The organism is Sphaerotilus sp., assembly GCF_031429695.1.
Lineage (GTDB): Bacteria > Pseudomonadota > Gammaproteobacteria > Burkholderiales > Burkholderiaceae_C > Sphaerotilus.
Map to the genome: position 1 here is coordinate 16602 of NZ_JANPAB010000091.1, position 18182 is coordinate 34783.

The 18182-nt window shown below is 67.9% G+C and carries 18 protein-coding genes and 2 tRNA genes; 8 read left to right on the forward strand and 12 right to left on the reverse strand.

Translation table 11 applies throughout. The annotated features are described in order from the left end of the window. Positions 1–6 precede the first annotated feature (6 nt). Entirely contained in the window at positions 7–1083 is a 1077-nt protein-coding gene (ftsY, locus tag RMP06_RS17550; RefSeq protein WP_310463087.1) for a signal recognition particle-docking protein FtsY, read from the reverse strand. Positions 1084–1206: 123 nt separating this feature from the next. Here ftsY and rsmD point away from each other — a divergent pair, with 123 nt between their 5' ends. From rsmD to RMP06_RS17565, 3 genes are read left to right on the forward strand one after another with little or no spacing between them, the layout of a single operon-like run. Beyond that, positions 1207–1854: a 16S rRNA (guanine(966)-N(2))-methyltransferase RsmD gene (rsmD, locus tag RMP06_RS17555; RefSeq protein WP_310463088.1), complete on the forward strand. Its 648-nt coding sequence runs from the start codon at positions 1207–1209 to the stop codon at positions 1852–1854. Positions 1855–1904: 50 nt separating this feature from the next. Beyond that, positions 1905–2405, forward strand: a complete 501-nt coding sequence (gene coaD / locus RMP06_RS17560; RefSeq protein WP_409050197.1) for a pantetheine-phosphate adenylyltransferase — start codon at positions 1905–1907, stop codon at positions 2403–2405. A gap of 12 nt (positions 2406–2417) precedes the next feature. Next, complete coding sequence (locus RMP06_RS17565; RefSeq protein WP_310463089.1) at positions 2418–2690, forward strand: YfhL family 4Fe-4S dicluster ferredoxin; 273 nt, start codon at positions 2418–2420, stop codon at positions 2688–2690. Here RMP06_RS17565 and pth read toward each other — a convergent pair. The 7 genes from pth to RMP06_RS17600 form a co-directional block, all read right to left on the reverse strand. After that, complete coding sequence (gene pth, locus RMP06_RS17570; protein WP_310463090.1) at positions 2687–3316, reverse strand: aminoacyl-tRNA hydrolase; 630 nt, start codon at positions 3314–3316, stop codon at positions 2687–2689. The genes RMP06_RS17565 and pth overlap by 4 nt on opposite strands. Positions 3317–3412: 96 nt before the next feature. After that, on the reverse strand, positions 3413–4036 hold the full coding sequence (locus tag RMP06_RS17575) for a 50S ribosomal protein L25/general stress protein Ctc (RefSeq protein WP_310463091.1): 624 nt from the start codon (positions 4034–4036) through the stop codon (positions 3413–3415). Positions 4037–4091: 55 nt separating this feature from the next. Beyond that, positions 4092–5054: a ribose-phosphate pyrophosphokinase gene (locus tag RMP06_RS17580; protein WP_310463092.1), complete on the reverse strand. Its 963-nt coding sequence runs from the start codon at positions 5052–5054 to the stop codon at positions 4092–4094. Between the two features lie 82 nt (positions 5055–5136). After that, positions 5137–5213, reverse strand: a tRNA-Gln gene (locus tag RMP06_RS17585). A gap of 40 nt (positions 5214–5253) precedes the next feature. After that, positions 5254–6138: a 4-(cytidine 5'-diphospho)-2-C-methyl-D-erythritol kinase gene (ispE, locus tag RMP06_RS17590; RefSeq protein WP_310463093.1), complete on the reverse strand. Its 885-nt coding sequence runs from the start codon at positions 6136–6138 to the stop codon at positions 5254–5256. Positions 6139–6155: 17 nt separating this feature from the next. Further along, positions 6156–6686 carry an outer membrane lipoprotein LolB gene (locus RMP06_RS17595; protein WP_310463094.1) on the reverse strand — a complete coding sequence of 177 codons (531 nt, stop codon included), beginning with the start codon at positions 6684–6686 and terminating at the stop codon, positions 6156–6158. Positions 6687–6706: 20 nt separating this feature from the next. Further along, entirely contained in the window at positions 6707–8599 is a 1893-nt protein-coding gene (locus RMP06_RS17600) for a tetratricopeptide repeat protein (RefSeq protein ID WP_310463095.1), read from the reverse strand. A 74-nt stretch (positions 8600–8673) separates the two neighbouring features. Here RMP06_RS17600 and mutM point away from each other — a divergent pair, with 74 nt between their 5' ends. From mutM to mutY, 3 genes are read left to right on the forward strand one after another with little or no spacing between them, the layout of a single operon-like run. Next, the gene (gene mutM, locus RMP06_RS17605; protein ID WP_310463096.1) at positions 8674–9489 is read left to right on the forward strand and encodes a bifunctional DNA-formamidopyrimidine glycosylase/DNA-(apurinic or apyrimidinic site) lyase; all 816 of its coding nucleotides are present in this window, start codon (positions 8674–8676) and stop codon (positions 9487–9489) included. Between the two features lie 60 nt (positions 9490–9549). Further along, the gene (locus tag RMP06_RS17610; RefSeq protein ID WP_310463097.1) at positions 9550–11640 is read left to right on the forward strand and encodes a dynamin family protein; all 2091 of its coding nucleotides are present in this window, start codon (positions 9550–9552) and stop codon (positions 11638–11640) included. After that, entirely contained in the window at positions 11637–12671 is a 1035-nt protein-coding gene (gene mutY, locus RMP06_RS17615) for an A/G-specific adenine glycosylase (protein WP_310463098.1), read from the forward strand. The genes RMP06_RS17610 and mutY overlap by 4 nt, the downstream gene beginning before the upstream one ends. Here the strand turns inward: mutY and RMP06_RS17620 are convergent. From RMP06_RS17620 to RMP06_RS17635, 4 genes are read right to left on the reverse strand one after another with little or no spacing between them, the layout of a single operon-like run. After that, on the reverse strand, positions 12661–13320 hold the full coding sequence (locus tag RMP06_RS17620; protein ID WP_310463099.1) for an LON peptidase substrate-binding domain-containing protein: 660 nt from the start codon (positions 13318–13320) through the stop codon (positions 12661–12663). The two genes, mutY and RMP06_RS17620, sit on opposite strands and share 11 nt — an antisense overlap. Continuing rightward, entirely contained in the window at positions 13317–14252 is a 936-nt protein-coding gene (rapZ, locus tag RMP06_RS17625; protein WP_310463104.1) for an RNase adapter RapZ, read from the reverse strand. Before rapZ ends, RMP06_RS17620 begins: the two co-directional genes overlap by 4 nt. 2 nt (positions 14253–14254) lie before the next feature. Further along, entirely contained in the window at positions 14255–15973 is a 1719-nt protein-coding gene (gene recN, locus RMP06_RS17630) for a DNA repair protein RecN (RefSeq protein WP_310463100.1), read from the reverse strand. Next, complete coding sequence (locus tag RMP06_RS17635) at positions 15973–16863, reverse strand: NAD kinase (protein WP_310463101.1); 891 nt, start codon at positions 16861–16863, stop codon at positions 15973–15975. The genes recN and RMP06_RS17635 overlap by 1 nt, the downstream gene beginning before the upstream one ends. 83 nt (positions 16864–16946) lie before the next feature. Between RMP06_RS17635 and hrcA the strand changes: the two genes are divergently transcribed. Next, positions 16947–17972: a heat-inducible transcriptional repressor HrcA gene (hrcA, locus tag RMP06_RS17640; protein WP_310463102.1), complete on the forward strand. Its 1026-nt coding sequence runs from the start codon at positions 16947–16949 to the stop codon at positions 17970–17972. 41 nt (positions 17973–18013) lie between these two features. Next, positions 18014–18090 (forward strand) — tRNA-Ile (locus tag RMP06_RS17645). Positions 18091–18182: the final 92 nt, after the last annotated feature.

Here is an 18182-nt window from a genome sequence, read left to right on the forward strand (position 1 = left end):
GTGCGCTCAACTCAGCAAGGCCTGTGCAAATTCTCGGGCATTGAAGGTCTGCAGGTCTTCCAGCTTCTCGCCCACGCCGATGAAGTAGACCGGCACGACCGGCTTGCCTTTGGCGACCCGCTCGCGGCCCCAGAGTGCGATCGCGGCGAGCACCCCCCCCTTGGCGGTGCCGTCCAGCTTGGTGACGACCAGCCCCGTCAGCTGGATAGCTTCGTCGAATGCCTTTACCTGGGTGAGTGCGTTCTGCCCGGTGTTGCCATCCACCACCAGGATCACTTCGTGTGGTGCACCCTCCATGGACCGGCCGAGCGAGCGGCGGATCTTGCGCAGCTCCTCCATCAGGTGCAACTGCGTGGCCAGACGCCCGGCGGTGTCGGCGATCACGACATCACAGCCACGGGCCTTGCCCGCGGTGACGGCGTCGAAACACACGGCCGCCGGATCGCCACCCTCCTGGCTGACGATCTCCACGCGGTTGCGGTCCGCCCAGACCGACAGTTGTTCGCGTGCCGCAGCCCGGAAGGTGTCGGCCGCCGCCAGCAGCACCTTGCAATCCTGCTGCGCGAGATGGCGGGTCAGCTTGCCGATGCTGGTGGTCTTGCCGGCGCCGTTGACCCCTGCAACCATCATCACCGTCGGTTGGGTGGCACCGATTTGCAGCGGTGCTTCCAGTGGCTGCAACAGCTCGGTCAATACCTCCATCAGCAGAGCCTTGACGGCAGCGGGATCCGTGCAACGGGTGTCCTTGACCCGACGCTTCAGCTCATCGAGCAAGTGTTGCGTGGCGCCGACACCGGCGTCGGCCATGAGCAACGCTGCTTCCAGCTCCTCGTAGAGCGTGTCGTCGATGCGGGTGCCGGTGAACACCTGGGCGATGCTGGAGCCCGTGCGGGCCAGACCGGACTTCAGCTTGTTCAGCCAGGTGGTGCGGATGGGCGCGGCTTCTGCCGTTGCAGCGGAGGCTGCGGCGACCGGTTTCTCCGGGACGAGGGGGCCTGCGGCGGGCGCTTCGGCGGCTGGTGTGCCCGGCGTCTCAGGCGGCGTAGGCGCGGAAAATAGCTTGCGACGAAGGAAACTGAACATGCGTGTCGGTGGTGACAGAAACGACCGGCTGGTCGGCCTTGGATTGTAGGCAGCGGGCCGGACACCGCCCGCCCGCCCGGGGCGCGATGTCTGCATCGCACCACTGAATGGCAGAATCCGTCCGTGCCTACCTCCCTGCCCCGACGCGCTCCGCTGCGCAAACCCTCCGCCGACCATGTCGCTGCTGCGACGCCAGGTGAAATACGCCTCATCGGCGGACGCTGGAAGCGCAGCAAGCTGCCGGTTGCCGACCATCCCGGTCTGCGTCCCACCCCGGACCGCGTGCGCGAGACGCTGTTCAATTGGCTCGGGCAGGACCTGGCGGGCTGGAGGGTGCTGGATGCCTTTGCGGGCACTGGGGCACTGGGTTTCGAGGCCGCGTCACGGGGCGCAGGCGAGGTGCTGCTGCTGGAGCATGACCAGAAGCTTGCGCTCCATCTCCAGTCCGCCTGCCGCCGCCTGGACGCCACGATGGTGCGCGTGGTGCGTGCCGAGGCGCTGGGCTGGATGGCGCGCCGCGAGGTGAGTGATCTGGATCTGGTGTTGCTGGATCCACCTTTTGGCGCGAATGTGTTCGATGCGGCAGTACGTGCTGCGCTGCCACTGCTCACACCTGAAGGCTGGCTCTATGTAGAGGCCGATCGGGCGTTCGATGAAGACACCTGCGCGGCCTGGGGCTGCCGCCTGCACCGGCATGGCCGCGCCGGCATGGTGCATTTCCATTTGCTGCAGCGCGGCGTTGTGCGTGCGCCCGACTACACTGGTGCATGACCCTTTGCCGGTGACCCCGTGATACCCGTGACTTCGATCAGGAGCCCGTCTTGAACCCCGTGACCCAGGATCTCACCGCGATCTATCCCGGCACCTTCGACCCGATGACCCTCGGTCACCAGGACCTGATGCGCCGGGGGAGTCGTCTTTTCAGCCGCCTGATCGTGGCGGTGGCGGCCGGTCACCACAAGCGCACGATGTTCAGCGTCGAGGAGCGGCTGGAGATCGCCCAGGAGCTGGCGGCGCAGTACCCCAATGTGGAAGTCATCGCATTCCGCGGCCTGCTGCGCAACTTCGTCATCGAACACGACGGCAAGGTGGTCGTGCGGGGGCTGCGTGCGGTCAGCGACTTTGAATACGAGTTCCAGATGGCTGGCATGAACCGCCAGCTCATGCCCGAGGTCGAGACCCTGTTCCTGACGCCCAGTGACCAGTACCAGTTCATCAGCGGCACCTTCGTGCGCGAGATCGCGGTACTGGGTGGTGATGTCTCGAAGTTTGTCGCGCCGATGGTGCTGCAGCGTCTGCAACAGCGTGTCGCGCAAAGCTGAGGCCCGACCACCATGGCGTTGCTCATCACCAGCGAGTGCATCAATTGCGATGTCTGCGAGCCCGAGTGCCCGAACCAGGCGATCTCGATGGGCGAGGAGTTCTACGTCATCGACCCGGCCCGCTGCACCGAGTGCGTTGGTCACTTCGGCGAGCCGCAATGCGTGCAGGTCTGCCCGGTCGAATGCATTCCTCTGAATCCGGACCACATCGAGTCCCCCGAGCAGTTGATGGCGAAGTACGAGCGCCTGCAGCACACTGCATTGCCGCGGCTGGTGATCGGCTAAGTCGGTTCTGAGGGCTCGGCCGGCGGCTTCGGCGGGCGCGGCGGCTTCGGACGCTGCGGCCCTGCGTGCAGTTGCATCATGGCCTTTGTCATGTCGCCAGCCAGCAGGGTGTCCAGCGCCTCCATCGATCGGTCGATGCAGCCCTCGATTGCTTCACGCTCGGCGGCAGGGGGCTTGCGCAGCACGAAGTCTGCCACCTCGGCGCGCACTCCAGGATGGCCGATGCCCAAGCGCAAGCGCCAGAACGCAGGCGAACCGAGCTGGGCCTGGATGTCCTTGAGCCCGTTGTGACCAGCGGCGCTGCCGCCCTGCTTGAGCTTCATCTGGCCTGGCAGCAGATCGAGTTCGTCGTGGACGACCAGGATCTCGTCTGGGGCGATCTTGAAGAACCGTGCGAGCGGTGCCACCGACTTGCCGGACAGATTCATGTAGGTCTGCGGCATGACCAGCCAGATGGGGCCTTCCGGGCGGTTCACCCGGGCCACGAAACCGTGGTAGGCCCGGTCGGCCTGCAGATGTGCGCCCAGGCGGCGTGCGACCGCGTCGATCCACCAGAAGCCGGCGTTGTGCCGGGTGGACTCGTATTCATGGCCCGGATTGCCCAGGCCGACCAGCAGACGGATCATGGTGTCGACTCCCTGGGATGTGCCCCAGAACGAGAAAAGCCCCGCCGAGGCGGGGCTTGCGGTCTGCACGCCATGGCGTGCATTCCCGGGCAGGAATTACTTCTTGCCCTTCTTGCCCTTGACCGGTACCGGCGCAGCAACCGCAGCGACAATGACTTCCTCGACGATCGCCACTGGCGTAGCGATGACCGGGTTCTTGAAGCCATGGGTCAGCACCACGACACCATTCGGCAGCGTCAGGTCGTTGACGTGCAGCGACTTGCCCAGGGACATGCCGCCCAGATCGACGGTCAGGAATTCCGGCAGTTGCTCGGCCAGGCACTCGATGTGCAGTTCCGACACCACGTGGGTGATGGTGCACTTTTCGAGCTTGACGGCCGGCGAGTCGGCTTCGTTGATGAAGTGCAGGGGCACCTTCTTGCGCAGGCGGGTGGTGGCGTCCACGCGCTGGAAGTCGGCGTGCAGCACCAGCGGCTTGAACGGGTGCATCTGCAGCGCGCGCAGCACGACCTTGGTGGTCTCGCCGGCGAGTTCCATCTCCAGCACGGACGAATGGAAAGCTTCCTTCTTCAGTGCGTGGAACATGGCGTTGTGATCGAGTTCGATCTGGGCGGGCGAGGCCGTGCCGCCGTAGACGATGGCGGGTACCTTGCCGGCGATGCGCAGGCGGCGGCTCGCTCCGGTCCCCTGCAGCTCGCGCGTGAATGCGACGAATTTCATGTGATTTCTCCGAAAGAGGAAGGTGCCCGCGACCAGGCACCCTGGGTGATGCAGCTCAGAAGTTGTTGTTCTGTTCCGCGAAGAGGGAGGTCACCGACTCGCCGTCGGAGATCCGACGGATGGTTTCGGCGAACAGGAAGGCGACCGACAACTGGCGGATCTTCTTGCAGTCCTTGGCGTGGCCGCTCAGCGGGATCGTGTTGGTGATCACCACTTCGTCCAACTGGGACTTGCTGATGCGCTCCACGGCCGGGCCGGACAGGATCGGGTGCGTGCAATACGCGAACACGCTTTTGGCGCCACGCTCCTTGAGCACATCGGCTGCCTTCACCAGCGTGCCGGCGGTGTCGATCATGTCGTCCATGATCACGCAGTTGCGCTTGTCGATCTCGCCGATGACGTGCTTCACCTCGGAGACATTGGCCTTCGGGCGGCGCTTGTCGATGATGGCGAGGTCACAGTCGAGCTGCTTGGCCAGTGCGCGTGCGCGCACCACGCCGCCGACGTCCGGCGACACCACGACCAGGTCGCTGTAACGCTTGCTCTTGAGGTCGGTCAGCAGCACCGGCGAGGCGTAGATGTTGTCCACCGGGATGTCGAAGAAGCCCTGGATCTGGTCGGCATGCAGATCCATCGTCAGCACGCGGTTGACCCCAGCGGCTTCGAGCATGTTGGCCACGACCTTGGCGCTGATCGGCACGCGGGTCGAGCGCGGGCGGCGGTCCTGACGGGCGTAGCCGTAGTAGGGGATGACGGCGGTGATGCGGCGGGCCGAAGCGCGCTTGAGCGCATCCACCATCAGCAGCAGTTCCATCAGGTGCTCGTTGGTCGGAGCGCAGGTTGGCTGCACCACGAACACATCACGCGCACGCACGTTCTGCTGGATTTCGACGGTCACTTCGCCGTCGGAGAAGTGGCCTACGGCGGCCTGGCCCAGTTCGATGCCCAGATCGGTGGCGATCTCGCGGGCGAGGATAGGGTTGGCGTTGCCGGTGAAGAGGACTGTATTGGAGAGCATGCTCGGTGCCCGCTGGGGACTTTGACGTGCCATCAAGAAACAAGCGCCTCACCGGAAGCCGGCAGGCGCTTGATGGATGGTTTGGCAGGGGAGGAAGGACTCGAACCCTCGCATGTCGGAATCAAAATCCGATGCCTTGACCAACTTGGCGACTCCCCTACACAGGACACTTCTTGCGAAGCACCCGAAATCTGTTTCTTCAATCAGCGCACCAAGACAACAAAGGGTGGTGCGCCAGACTGCTGCAGTACCTTGCTGTCCAGCCTGAACCCGGTGTCGCCAAACTCCGAATCCGTGCAATTGACATATTGACACTGCTTTCCTGCGACTGAGCTTCACACGGCGCGAACACTGCGCTTCCTGATCCGCTCATTCTGCTGAGCCCGAAATTCTGCTTGAGAATCTCAAGTCCGTCAACAATTTGTGAGCTGAACGCCTCGGCGCTGGCTTGCAAATCATTTTTTTCGAAGGACTTTGGCTGTGCAAGAAAGAACGACATTGTGGTGCGATGGGTATCTCGTGTCAAGAGAGGACTCGAAAATATCGCCGACGTAGGCACGGTGACGGGTGGTTTCAGCACGGCGTAGGCCGCTGGCGGCAGGTCGATCGGCGTGAGTTGTTCACCGATGCCTTCTACCCAGGCGTTGTGTCCACCGATGAAAAATGGCACGTCCGCACCCAGCGTCAGACCGAGTTCAAGCAGACGTGCGCGCGGCCAATGCAGGCCCCACAGCCGGTTCAGTGCGATCAGCGTGGTGGCTGCGTCGGAGCTGCCACCGCCGAGCCCTGCGCCCCACGGTACCTGCTTGTCGATGGCGATGTGCGCCCCCTGCGTGACGCCGCTGGCCGCTTGCAGTGCGCGGGCTGCCCGGGTGCAGAGGTCGTCGTCAGGCAGGGCCGGCCCGAGATCCTCCCGGCTGATCTTGCCGTCGGCGCGGCGCTCTATGTGCAGCGTGTCGCACCAGTCAATCAGCGTGAACACCGATTGCAGCAGGTGGTAGCCGTCCGGGCGGCGGCCGACGACGTGCAGGAAGAGGTTGAGCTTGGCCGGGGCGGGCAAGTCGTACAGGGCGGACAAGGACATGCGGGAATGGCTGTGGTTCAGGGGGTGTCGAGCTTGATGCGCACGGTCAGCGTGGGTGCGGGCAGGCGCCGCTGGGCGACGATCACGCCATCGGCGACACGGCCGGTCTGCACGTTCCAGCCGAGCTGCCGGAAGCCGGTCTCGGTGCCGCCATCTGCCACGGACAGTGGGCGGCTCGGTAGCGCGTGCCACGGTCGACCGGCCATCCAGTCGAACAGCGCCGCCAGCGGCACGGCTTCGCCCAGCATCTCCTCGGCGAGTGCATCGAGTGTGTCGAAGCGCCGGTCTCCGTCCGCACTCTGCCACAGCACGGATCCGGGCTGCCAGACCGCCCGCCCGACCTGCGTGCCGATCGGGCTGATCAATGCGAGTTGCCCGCGGACATCGGTGCCCTGGAGATCGAAACCGGCGCTGAACGAGCGGGCGTCGTCGCCCTCGACCTTCACGGCCAACCGGCCGGCGTAGCTGCGCGCCAGCGGATCGGGCGCTGCAGTGGGCGGGATGACGACCATGGCACAGCCGGCCAGCATGGCCGAAGCCAGGGCCACGAGAAGCAGCTTGCGCCGCTTCACAGCGCCACCTTCAGGCGTTTGAGCGTCTCGGACAGCACCTCGTTGCCCGCGTCCCGGACCTGGGCTTCACGCCAGACCTTGCGTGCATCCTCCTGCCGGCCCATCGACCACAGTACCTCACCCAGATGCGCGCCAATCTCCACATCAGGCCGCTGTCGGTAAGCGTCGCCAAGCAGGCGCGCGGCGTCCGGCAGGCGGCCGAGCCGGAATTCGATCCAGCCCAGGCTGTCGGTGATGAAGGGATCTCCCGGCGTGAACGACAGGGCTTTTTCGATCAGCGTGCGGGCTTCGGGCAGGCGCACATTGCGATCGGCCAGGCTGTAGCCGAGGGCGTTGTAGGCGTGCTGCTGGTCGGGCTTGAGCTGGATGACGCGGCGCAACAGCGTCTCCATCTCGTCGAAGCGCAGCAGTTTCTCGGCCAGCAGGGCCTGTTCGTAGAGCAGGTCGGTGTCATCAGGAACCTGCGCGTTGGCCTGTGTGAGCAGCGTGTAGGCCGCTGTCCATTCCTTTGCGTCGCGCAGGAGCTGGGCTTCGGCCATGAAGCGCGTGCGCTTTTCCTCCGGAGTGCCGGTCGGCATCTGCTGGAGGAGGGCGCGGGCCTGCGGGAGCTGCCCCTGGCGCATCAGCAACGATGCCCGCCGCTGCAGCACGCTGGCACTGGCCGACTGGCCGGATTGGTTGGCCAGCTTTTCGAGCCAGTTCAAGGCACCGGGGTAGTCCTTGAGCTGCTCGGCGGCCTGCGACAGCATCAGGTAGGCCTGGCCCAGCTCCTGGTTGTCGTTGCGCTGCAGGGCGAGCTGGGCCTGATCGTCCGGTTTGTCGGACATCTCGTCGTCCTCGCCGGTGCTGGCGATCGGCGGCGTCAGTGCCTGCGCAGGCGTGGCTTCCTTGAGTGCGAGAAAGCGCAGCAGCGAGGCCTTGGCACCTGCCGGCTGACCCAGTTCGATCTGCAGCGCCCCTCGCATCAGCCAACCGGTGGCCAGTTCAGGCTCGCCTGCGGTGAGCTTGCTGACCTCGGCCAGGGCTTCGCCATAGCGTTGCGCGGTGGTGAGCCGGCGGACATAGGCCGCGCGCACGCCACTGGCCGAATTCGCGGTGGCCAGGTAGCCGGTGACGAACACCTCGGCTTGCGGGGTGTCCTTCATCAGCTCCAGCGCAAGCAACGCGGTGGGCTGGTGGCTGCGGTCGGCGTCGTGGGCTTCGCGCAGCAGCGCCAGGGGGCGTTCGCGGTTGCCGGCGGTCAGCCAGGCGCCGGCCGAGGCGGTCAGCGCAGCGAGCCGGGTCGCCGGCTTGCTGCGCCAGGGCTTGAGCACCTCGTCGATGGCCTGCGCAGCCTCTTCGGGCTTCTCGCCGCTGAGCACCAGCCGCGGCAGGCTGGCGATGGCGCCTGCGCGCTCCTCGGCCGGCGTGAGGTCGATGAAGGCATTGAGCGGCTCGCGGGCCTCCTGGTGGCGGCCGAGGGCCATGAGCATCTGGGTCTCGATCTCGGCGGCGTCGCGCGATTTCGGGACGGTCTGGCGCCAGGCCTTGAGCGCGGACACCGCCTGCTCGCCTGCACGGGCCCCGATGGCGATGTCCACGGCACGCCGGAACAGCGCTTCCTCCCGGCTGCGCTTGGCGGCTTCGAGCATCACCTGAAAGGCGAGACCGGCATCGCCTTGGCGCAGCTCCAGCTCGCTGACGAGCAGCTGGTAGAACAGCACGCCGTCCATCGCCGAGCGGCTGATCACGGGCGACTTGGCTGCGGGCGCGGCGGCGGCAGTCTGCGCGGCGCCAAGCGCGGGGGTCAGTCCGAGGGCGACCAGCCATGCGAGCCACCGCCGGACAGGTGGACGGGCAGACCGGCTTCGGACCGCTCGGGAAGGGCGTGCGGCAAGGTGCAGTGGCATCGAGGTGGGCTCCGTGGTGCAGGCCATTCTAGGCGGGTGGCGGGCGGGCGATCGGCCGCTCCGATAATGCCGACATGCCTGAATTGCCCGAAGTCGAAGTCACCCGCCTGAGCCTGACGCACCGCATTGAAGGTGCGCGTGTGCGTGCCGCCCGCCTGGGCAAACCGCTGCGCTGGCCACTGGGGGTCGAGCCGGACAGCCTTGCCGGCCGGATCGTCGGGCCGCTGCTGCGCCGTGGCAAATACCTGTGGATGCCACTGGACACGGGAGGCATCCTCCTGCACTTGGGGATGTCGGGCTCATTGAGGTTCGAGGCCGCCTTGCCACCGCCCGGCCCGCACGACCATTTCGAGCTGGACACCGACCGCGGCACGCTGCGGTTGACCGACCCGCGCCGCTTTGGCGCTGTGGTCTGGTCCGACGGATTGGACCGTGCGCCTGCCGCGACCCTGCTGGCGCGTCTCGGTGTCGAGCCACTGGAGCGGGGTTTTTCCGCCTCGGTGCTGCAGGAGGGGCTGCGTGGGCGGCGCGTGGCCATCAAGCAGGCATTGCTGGCGGGCGACGTGGTGGTGGGCGTCGGCAATATCTACTGCTCCGAGGCCCTGTTCGAGGCAGGCATCGACCCGGAGACCCCCGCGCAGCAACTTGGCGCCGAGCGCTGCGAGCGTCTCGTCGCTGCGGTGCAGGATGTGCTGCGCCGCGCGCTGGCTGCGGGCGGTTCGACGCTGCGCGACTTCCGCGATGCCCACGGCATGGGCGGCGCTTTCCAGTCTCAGGCCCGGGTCTACGACCGCGCCGGGCTGCCCTGTCGGCACTGTGCCACGCCGATCCAACGCATCGTGCAAGGACAACGGGCTACCTATTTCTGCCCCAGTTGCCAGCATCCCTGAGACAGGGGCTGCGCTACCATGATCGCTGACCCTTCAGCGGACGCAAGCACCGGCACAGCGATGAGCGAGCACTCCCACGATCAGACCAGCACCACGCCGACCCCTGTCGAATCCGTTCTCGCCGAAGCGAGCAGTGGTTCGGTCCAGGAGCCGTTTGTCCGCAGCCTCGATGCGCTTGGGGTCTGGCGCGTCACGCTGGAAGAGCGGGTACGCGATCTGGTGCGTTTCCTGCGCGAGCAGAGCCTGCTGGATGAGGGCGCCGGCGACCTGCTCGACTCGCTGCGCCAGCGGCTGGCGGGGGAGAAGCTGGTGGTGGCCTTTGTCGCCGAGTTCTCGCGTGGCAAGTCCGAGCTGATCAACGCCATCTTCTTCGCCGACGCCGGCCGGCGCATCATGCCGGCCTCGCCGGGGCGCACGACGATGTGCCCGGTCGAACTGGGCTGGGATCCCGAAGATCCGCCGGGCCTGTCGCTGCTGCCGATCGAGACGCGGCTGGATGGCGCTTCGCTGGCCGAGCTGCGCGGGCAGCCACGGGCCTGGCGCCGTGAACCCATCGATGTGTCCGATCCCGCGTCGTTCGCCAACGCGCTCAACGCGGTCAAGGGTATCCGTGCCGCTACCGTGGACGAGGCCCGCCAGCTCGGTTTCTGGGACGACGACCACCCCGCCGACAACCCGCCCATGCTCGACGACGGGCGGGTCGAGATTCCGCTGTGGCGCCACGCGGTCATCAACGTGCCGCACCCGCTGCTCAAGCGCGGGCTGGTCGTGCTCGACACGCCGGGCCTGAACGCGATCGGCGCCGAGCCTGAGCTGACCGTCGGCCTGCTGCCGAGCGCACACGTCGTTGTCTTCGTGCTGGGCGCGGACACCGGCGTCACCAAATCCGATCTGGAGATCTGGCGTGACCACCTCGCCTCGCAGGCACTGACACGCTACGTGGTGCTGAACAAGATCGACGCGCTGGTGGACCCGCTGTCGTCTACCGAAGAGAACGAGGCGCAGATCACCCAGCAGTGTGTCCAGGTGGCGCGCACGCTGGACATGCCGATGGCGCGGGTGTTTCCGATCTCCGCCCGGCAGGCGCTGGAGGCACGGGTCGAGGGCAATGCGCAGCTGCTCGCTGACAGCCGTCTGCTGGCGCTGGAGCAGGCGCTGGCGCAGCAACTGCTGCCGCAGCGCCGCGCGGTGTTCGAGCAGCTCACGCTGGAGGCGCTGGCCGTCGTTCAGCAACAGACCTCGCGCAACCTCACCGACCTGCGCTGCCATCTCTCCGAGCAGCTGCACGAGCTGCGCGGCCTGCGCGGGCGCAGCAGCGGCAAGGTGGCGCTGATGCTGCAGCGGGTGGGCACCGAGACGGTCGAGTTCGAGCAATGCACGACCCAGATCCAGGCGCTGCGCACGGTGCATTCGCGCACGCTGCGCAATGTGCTCAACGGGCTGTCCGGCGAGCCGCTGCGCACCCTGGTGGACGGCATGGTCCGCTCGATCCGCGAGTCCTTCCTCAAGCTGGGCGCGCGACGCTCGTTCGTGCAGCTCTTCGCCGACTTGCGCGTGGCGCTCGATGGCGCGCAGAAAGAAGCGCAGGACCTGCGCGACATGCTCGCCGGCTCGTTTGCCAGGCTCAATGCTGAATATGGCTTCTCGCTGGCCACGCCCTCGGCACCGGAGCTGTCGCGCTTCCGCGATGACCTGGCGCTGATCGAGCGCAATTACGTGCAGTACCTTGGCCTGAGCCAGGCGATGCGGTTGTCGCAACCCCGTTTCCTGGAGCAGTTCCGCCGCATGCTGATGTCGCGGCTGCGCGTGGTGTTCGAGAGCGCGGCCAGCGAGATCGAACTGTGGAGCCGCACGACCTCCGCACAGGTTGACGCCCAGTTGCGCGAGCGCCGCAAGGCCTTCAAGCGCCGGCGTGAGTCGCTGGAACGCATCCGCACTGCCGCCAGCGATCTGGAGGCACGGCTGCTGGAGATCGAGGCGCAGGACCAGCGGCTGGCATCGATCGAGGTGCGGCTGCACGCGCTGTTCGAGCGCAGCCGCCGCGCCGCCACCCGCCACGAGATGGGCCTGGCCAGCGATTTCGGCCCCTTCCAGTCGTCCATGCCGGGCACCTTGCCGCTTCCCGCTGCCCCGGTGCCCGCTTCGGCATGAGTCAGCTCGCCGACGCGCTGGTGGCGTGGCAGCGCACCCACGGCCGCCACGCCTTGCCCTGGCAGAACACCCGCGACCCCTACCGCGTGTGGCTGTCGGAAATCATGCTGCAGCAGACACAGGTCGCTGCGGTGCTGCGTTACTACGACCGCTTTCTGGCGCGATTCCCCGATGTCGCGGCGCTGGCCGCGGCGCCGCTGGACGACGTGCTGGCGCTGTGGAGCGGGCTGGGTTACTACAGCCGCGCCCGCAATCTGCACCGCTGCGCGCAGACCGTGGTGTCGGCGCACGGCGGCGTGTTTCCGCCGAGTGCTGCGGTACTGGCCGAGCTGCCCGGCATCGGGCGTTCGACCGCAGCCGCCATCGCGGCGTTCTGTCACGAGGAGCGCGTCTCCATCCTCGATGGCAACGTCAAGCGCGTGCTGAGCCGCGCGCTGGCCTTCGATGGCGATCTGGCGCAGCAGGCGCAGGAGCGCATCCTGTGGCAGCACGCCACCGCGCTGCTGCCCGCCGACCGCACCGACATGCCCGCCTATACGCAGGGACTGATGGACCTGGGGGCCACCGTCTGCGCGCGGAGCAAACCCGATTGCCTGATCTGCCCGCTGTCGGGGCTGTGCGCGGCGCGTGCGTCGGGCCGGATGACCGACTACCCGGTGCGTACCCGCAAGCTCAAGCGTTCGCGCCGCGAGAACTGGTGCCTGTGGCTGCAGACCGCCGATGCGGTGTGGCTGCAGCAGCGGCCGGACAGTGGCATCTGGGCGGGGCTGTGGTCGCTGCCGATGTTCGACGATGCCGAATCCCTGCAGGATGCGGTGGGTGCGAGCGGGGCGAACGTGGTCGCGTTGCCCGGGTTTGTCCATGTCCTCACCCACCTCGACTGGACGCTGCACCCGCGCCGGCTCGACCTGACCAGGCCCGAGGCGGATGCGCTCGCCGCGGGTCTGGGTGCAGGTCGCTGGTGGCCGCTGGACCAGCTCGACCGCATCGGGCTGCCTGCGCCGTTCACCCGGCTGCTCCTCAGTCGCTGACAATGCCGTGGCGGCGCAGGAAGCCGTCCACCAGTTGCAGCCGGGCGTGCGGGTCGGGCAGCATCATCAGCTTGTGGCGGGTGGGCAGCGGGATCGGCAGGATCTCGCACCAGCGATTGGCGACCCAGCCCGCATCGTCCAGCGCGTGCGGCGTCAGGAAGGGCGCCTGGTCGCGGGCCTGCAGGGTGTCGATGGCCCGCTGCAAGGCGACGACGCTGGCCTGAAAGTCGGGGCGTGGAGGCTCCACGGCGTCGGCGGGCTGCAACACCGCGTCCGCGCGCCACAGGCCGTCAGGCGCCTGGTGGACCTGCGAGACGGTGAAGCGTTGCAAGCCACGGCAACGGATCTGCAGGATGCCGGCCTGCGGGCTGTCGCAGTCGATCAGCTCGGCCAGACAGCCTTCGTGTTCGAAACGCACCTCGCCATCCCCGGCGCGCACCTCCGCACCTTGCACGAGCGTCACCACGCCGAACGGCGCGCCGCTGCGCAGGCAGTGCGTGATCAGATCGAGGTAGCGCGTCTCGAAGATCTTCAGCGCCAGCAGGCCCTGGGGAAACAGCACCGTGCCCAGCGGGAACAGCGGCAGATGGGGCAGCAGATCGCCAAAGGCGCCCCGCACCACCGGCTCCGTGGCAGGGTGCCCGCTCATGGGTGTGCCGCCGCGGCCTCGCGGGCCTCGATTTCGCGGTGCCGGATCAGCGTGGGGATGCGCTCCCGGAAGCGCGCGGCGAGCTGCTCGGCCGAGTACACCGAGCGGTGCTGCCCGCCGGTGCAGCCGATCGCCACCGTCAGGTAGCTGCGCTGGTCCTGCTCATAGGCGGGCAGCCAGCGGGCGAGGAAGCCTTCGATCTGCGCCAGCATCTCGGCCACCTCGGGCTGCGCGCGCAGGAAGTCGATCACGCCGGCATCGCGGCCGTTGAGTGCACGCAGCTCGCGCACGTAGTGCGGGTTCGGCAGCACGCGCAAGTCGAACACCAGATCCGCATCGCGCGGCACGCCGTGCTTGAACGCAAACGATTCGAACACCAGCGTCAGCGACGAATGCGCGGCGCCCACGAGCTGGCGCACCCACGAGCGCAGCTGTGTCGGGCGCAGGTCGCTGGTGTCGATCACGGTGCTGATCTCGCGCAGCAGGCTGAGCATGTCGCGCTCGCGCTCGATGGCCTCGCCCAGCGCCGAGCGGGAGTGGCCGTGGTCGTCGTCCTCGGCCGACAGCGGGTGGCGGCGGCGCGTCTCGGAGAAGCGCCGCACCAGCGTCTCGGTGCGCGAGTCCAGGAAGATCGGCAGCACCGGCGTGCCCTCGCGCCGCAGGGCGTCGATCACCGGCAGCAGCTTGGGCAGCGACGAGGCCGTGCGCACGTCGGCGGCGATCGCCAGCCGGCGTGTGGGGAACTTGCGCTCCAGCCGGATGAACTCGTGCAGCAATTCCGGCGGGAGGTTGTCCACGCAGAAATAGCCGGCATCTTCCAGCGCATTGAGCGCCACGGACTTGCCCGAGCCGGAGATGCCGGAAATCAGGACCACGGGCGGAATCTTTGCAGGAGCGGCGTCGGGACGGCTGCTGTCGTTGTTGTTGGGCATGGTCAAGGGGCGCGGTTGGTCTGGAAACGCTGGGGCTGGAAACGAATGTCCACAGCGGCAAGCATCTCACGGGCGTGTGCCTGCCCGGCGTCCGAGCGCGCTTGTCCACCCAGCATGCGGGCAATTTCGCCGATGCGTTCCGCCGGATCAAGGGTGCGGATGTCGCTGCGGGTGCGGCCTGCTTCGCTGGCCTTGCTGACCAGCAGGTGCGTGTCGGCGCAGGCGGCCACCTGCGGCAGGTGGGTCACGGCCAGCACCTGCCGCTCGCTGCCCAGTCGGCGCATCAGCCGCCCCACGGTGTCCGCCACCGCACCGCCCACGCCCGAATCCACCTCGTCGAAGATCAGCGTGGCCGCGCCGGTGCCGCGGGCCTGGCGCTGCTGGCTGGTGGTCACGGCGATGGCCAGCGCGATGCGCGACAGCTCGCCACCCGAGGCGACCTTGCCCAGCGGCCGGGGCGTGCTGCCCGCGTGGCCGGCGACGAGGAACTCGGCCGACTCCAGCCCGTGCGACTGGGGCTCGGGCAGCGGCTCCAGCGCGATCTCGAAGCGCCCGCCGGCCATGCCCAGCGCCTGCATCGCGGTGGTGACCGCGGCGGCCAGCGTGGGTGCGGCCTGGTGGCGTGTCGCTGACACCCGGCTGGCGGCGGCCAGGTAGAGCTGCCGCGCGGCCTCGGTCTGCTGCTGCAGCGCGTCGAGGTCGGCGGTGGCGTCGATCTCGTGGAGCTGCGCGCGCCATTGCGCCAGCACCGCCGGCAGCTCCTCCGGCATGCGCCGGTAGCGCCGCGCCAGCCCGACCCAGGAGGACAGCCGGGCGTCGAGTTCGTCGAGCCGGTCGGGGTCGAGTTCGGTGCGGCGCAGCAGGGCGTTGAGGCTGTGTGCCGCATCGGCGAGCTGTGCGTGGGCGCTTTGCAGCACCTCGATGACCTCCTGCAATTCGGGCGCGTAGTTGCTGACTTCGCCGAGCGTGTCGAGCGCGCGGCCGGTGAGCGTTTCGGCGCTGGATTCGCTCTCGCTGGTGGCCTCGATCGCCGCCCGCAGTGCGTCGAGGATGGCCTGTGCATGCGCCAGCCGCTGGTGCTCGCCGTTCAGCTCGGCCCACTCGTGTTCGCCGGGGGCGAGCTTGTCGACCTCGCCGATCTGCCAGGCCAGCCGCTCGCGCTCCAGCGCCCGCTCGGCGCCTTGCTGGCGGGCGGTGTCGAGCCGGGCCTGCTGCGTGCGCCACTGCTGCCAGGCGTCGGTCATGTGGCGCGGGTCGATCGCGGCGTAGTCGTCCAGCAGCGCACGCACCGAGGCCGGCCGCGTCAGGCTCTGCCAGGCGTGCTGGCCGTGGATGTCGACCAGGTGTTCGCCGACCTCCTTGAGCTGGCCGACCGTCGCCGGGCTGCCGTTGATCCAGGCGCGGCTCTTGCCCTGCGCGTCCACTGTGCGGCGCAGCAGCAGGGTGCCGGGCGCGTCGTCCTGGGCGTCGAAGCCGGCCTCGTCCAGCCAGGCGGTCAGCGCCGCGGGGATCGGCTCGAACTCGGCGCCGATCTCCGCCCGCGATTCGCCTTCGCGGACCACGCCCGCATCACCACGGCCGCCGAGCGCCAGCTGCAGCGCGTCGATCAGGATCGACTTGCCGGCGCCGGTCTCGCCGGTCAGCACGGCAAATCCGGCCTGGAATTCCACCTCCAGCCGGCTCACGATCACGAAGTGGCGCAGGGACAGCCGTCTGAGCATCAGGCGCTCCCGTCGCCGGAGACGACACCTTCGTTCCAGTGCAGCTTGTGGCGCAGCGTGGCGTAGTAGTTCCAGCCACGCGGGTGCAGGAAGCGCACCCGGTGTTCCGAGCGGTTCACGGTGATCCGGTCCCCGTGCAGCAGGCTGGCCAGCGACTGCATGTCGAAGTTCACCGACGGCTCGCGCCCCGAGACGATCTCGATGCTGATCTCGCACGAGTCCGGCAGCACGATCGGCCGGTTCGACAGCATGTGCGGCGCGATCGGCACCATCAGCCAGCCGGCCACGCCCGGGTGCAGGATCGGCCCGCCCGCCGACAGCGCATAGGCGGTCGAGCCGGTCGGCGACGACACGATCAGCCCGTCGGCGCGGAAGTTGGCGACGAACTGGCCGTCCACCTCCACGCGCAGCTCCACCATCGAGGTCGTCCCGCTGCGCAGCACCACGTCGTTCATCGCCACCGCGCTGTAGATCGATTCGCCCCCGCGCACCACGCGGCCGTCGAGCATCGCGCGGTGCTCCTCCTCGTAGTCGCCGGCCAGCATGGCCCGCAGCGTCTGCGTCACGCGGGCCACGGGGATGTCGGTGATGAAACCGAGCCGGCCCTGGTTGATGCCCACCATCGGCACCCCGTAGCGCGCCAGCGTGCGGGCGATGCCGAGCATCGTGCCGTCGCCGCCGACGACGATGGCCAGGTCGCAGTGCTGGCCCAGCTCGTCCGGGGTGAGCATCGGGTAGCCGGTCAGGCCGGTGTTCTGCGCGGTGGCCGTCTCGACCGACACCTCCAGACCCCGGCGGGTCAGCAGGTGGGCGATCTCTTCCAGCAGCGGGCGCATGCCCTGGGCCTGGTACTTGCCGATGAGCGCGGCGTGTCGGAATCGGCTGGTCATGCAGAAATTACACCACAGGCGTTTGAAGGATCCCCGAGGGCCGAACCCGCCCGGGCAGGCCCGCGAACTCTACAATCGTTTGCATGATGGATGACCGCGCGAAGATGCTGCTGAAGACGCTCGTGGAGCGCTATATCGCCGATGGGCAGCCCGTGGGGTCGCGCACGCTGTCGAAGACCTCGGGGCTGGAGCTGTCGCCCGCCACGATCCGCAACGTGATGGCCGATCTGGAGGAGCTGGGCCTGATCGCCAGTCCGCACACCTCTGCTGGCCGCATCCCCACGGCGCGGGGCTACCGCGTCTTCGTGGACACGATGCTCACCTCGCGCCCGGCGCACCGCTTCGAGGATTCGTCGATGGCGCCGCTGATCGAGCCGCTGCAGCCCGACCAGCCCAAGCGCGTGATCGCCAGCGCGGCGCACCTGCTGTCGAACCTGTCGAGCTTCGTCGGCGTCATCACCGCGCCGCGCAAGACCAGCGTGTTCCGGCACATGGAGTTCCTGCGCCTGGGTGAGCGGCGGGTGCTGCTGATTCTGGTGTCGCCCGACGGTGACGTGCAGAACCGCGTGCTTTTCACCCTCCACGACTACACCCAGGGCCAGTTGATCGAGGCCACCAACTACCTCAACACCCACTACGCCGGCCGCAGCATCGAGGACGTGCGCGAGGGCCTGAAGCACGAGGTCGACGCCCTGCGCGGCGAGATCGCCACGCTGATGCAGGCGGCGGTGCAGGCCGGCAGCGAGGCCGCAAGCGACGACTCGGCCCGCGTGGTCGTCTCCGGCGAGCGCAAGTTGCTGCAGGTCAGCGACTTCGGCAGCGACCTGGGCTCGCTGCGCAAGATGTTCGACCTGTTCGAGCAGAAGACGCAACTCATGCGCCTGCTCGACGGCTCCAGCCGCGCCGAGGGCGTGCGCATCTACATCGGCGGCGAGAGCGGGCTGGTGCCGATCGACGACCTGTCGGTGGTCTCCGCGCCCTATGAAGTCGATGGTCAGGTGGTGGGCACGCTCGGCGTGATCGGCCCGACCCGCATGGCCTATGACCGCATGATCCAGATCGTGGACATCACGTCACGGCTGGTGGGCAACGCGCTGAGTCAGAAGTGAAACCAGCGGCAAAAGCCCTACAATCGCGGTCCTTCCTCCGGGGGCCGTTAGCTCAGTTGGTTAGAGCAGAGGACTCATAATCCTTTGGTCGTAGGTTCAAGTCCTACACGGCCTACCAATTCCTTGCCCACTGCCTGCCCAAGGGCCCGGTCCAGGTGCGTGTAGCCTCCATCGACCACGATCCACTGTCCCGTGGTGTGGCTCGACCGC

What these genes read in the sequence shown, in the direction of transcription:
- ftsY (WP_310463087.1), bottom strand. Translation starts at nt 1,083, where the DNA reads ATGTTCAGTTTCCTTCGTCGCAAGCTATTTTCCGCGCCTACGCCGCCT.
- RMP06_RS17565 (WP_310463089.1), top strand. Translation starts at nt 2,418, where the DNA reads ATGGCGTTGCTCATCACCAGCGAGTGCATCAATTGCGATGTCTGCGAG.
- pth (WP_310463090.1), bottom strand. Translation starts at nt 3,316, where the DNA reads ATGATCCGTCTGCTGGTCGGCCTGGGCAATCCGGGCCATGAATACGAG.
- RMP06_RS17575 (WP_310463091.1), bottom strand. Translation starts at nt 4,036, where the DNA reads ATGAAATTCGTCGCATTCACGCGCGAGCTGCAGGGGACCGGAGCGAGC.
- RMP06_RS17580 (WP_310463092.1), bottom strand. Translation starts at nt 5,054, where the DNA reads ATGCTCTCCAATACAGTCCTCTTCACCGGCAACGCCAACCCTATCCTC.
- ispE (WP_310463093.1), bottom strand. Translation starts at nt 6,138, where the DNA reads ATGTCCTTGTCCGCCCTGTACGACTTGCCCGCCCCGGCCAAGCTCAAC.
- RMP06_RS17600 (WP_310463095.1), bottom strand. Translation starts at nt 8,599, where the DNA reads ATGCCACTGCACCTTGCCGCACGCCCTTCCCGAGCGGTCCGAAGCCGG.
- mutM (WP_310463096.1), top strand. Translation starts at nt 8,674, where the DNA reads ATGCCTGAATTGCCCGAAGTCGAAGTCACCCGCCTGAGCCTGACGCAC.
- RMP06_RS17610 (WP_310463097.1), top strand. Translation starts at nt 9,550, where the DNA reads ATGAGCGAGCACTCCCACGATCAGACCAGCACCACGCCGACCCCTGTC.
- mutY (WP_310463098.1), top strand. Translation starts at nt 11,637, where the DNA reads ATGAGTCAGCTCGCCGACGCGCTGGTGGCGTGGCAGCGCACCCACGGC.
- RMP06_RS17620 (WP_310463099.1), bottom strand. Translation starts at nt 13,320, where the DNA reads ATGAGCGGGCACCCTGCCACGGAGCCGGTGGTGCGGGGCGCCTTTGGC.
- rapZ (WP_310463104.1), bottom strand. Translation starts at nt 14,252, where the DNA reads ATGCCCAACAACAACGACAGCAGCCGTCCCGACGCCGCTCCTGCAAAG.
- recN (WP_310463100.1), bottom strand. Translation starts at nt 15,973, where the DNA reads ATGCTCAGACGGCTGTCCCTGCGCCACTTCGTGATCGTGAGCCGGCTG.
- RMP06_RS17635 (WP_310463101.1), bottom strand. Translation starts at nt 16,863, where the DNA reads ATGACCAGCCGATTCCGACACGCCGCGCTCATCGGCAAGTACCAGGCC.
- hrcA (WP_310463102.1), top strand. Translation starts at nt 16,947, where the DNA reads ATGATGGATGACCGCGCGAAGATGCTGCTGAAGACGCTCGTGGAGCGC.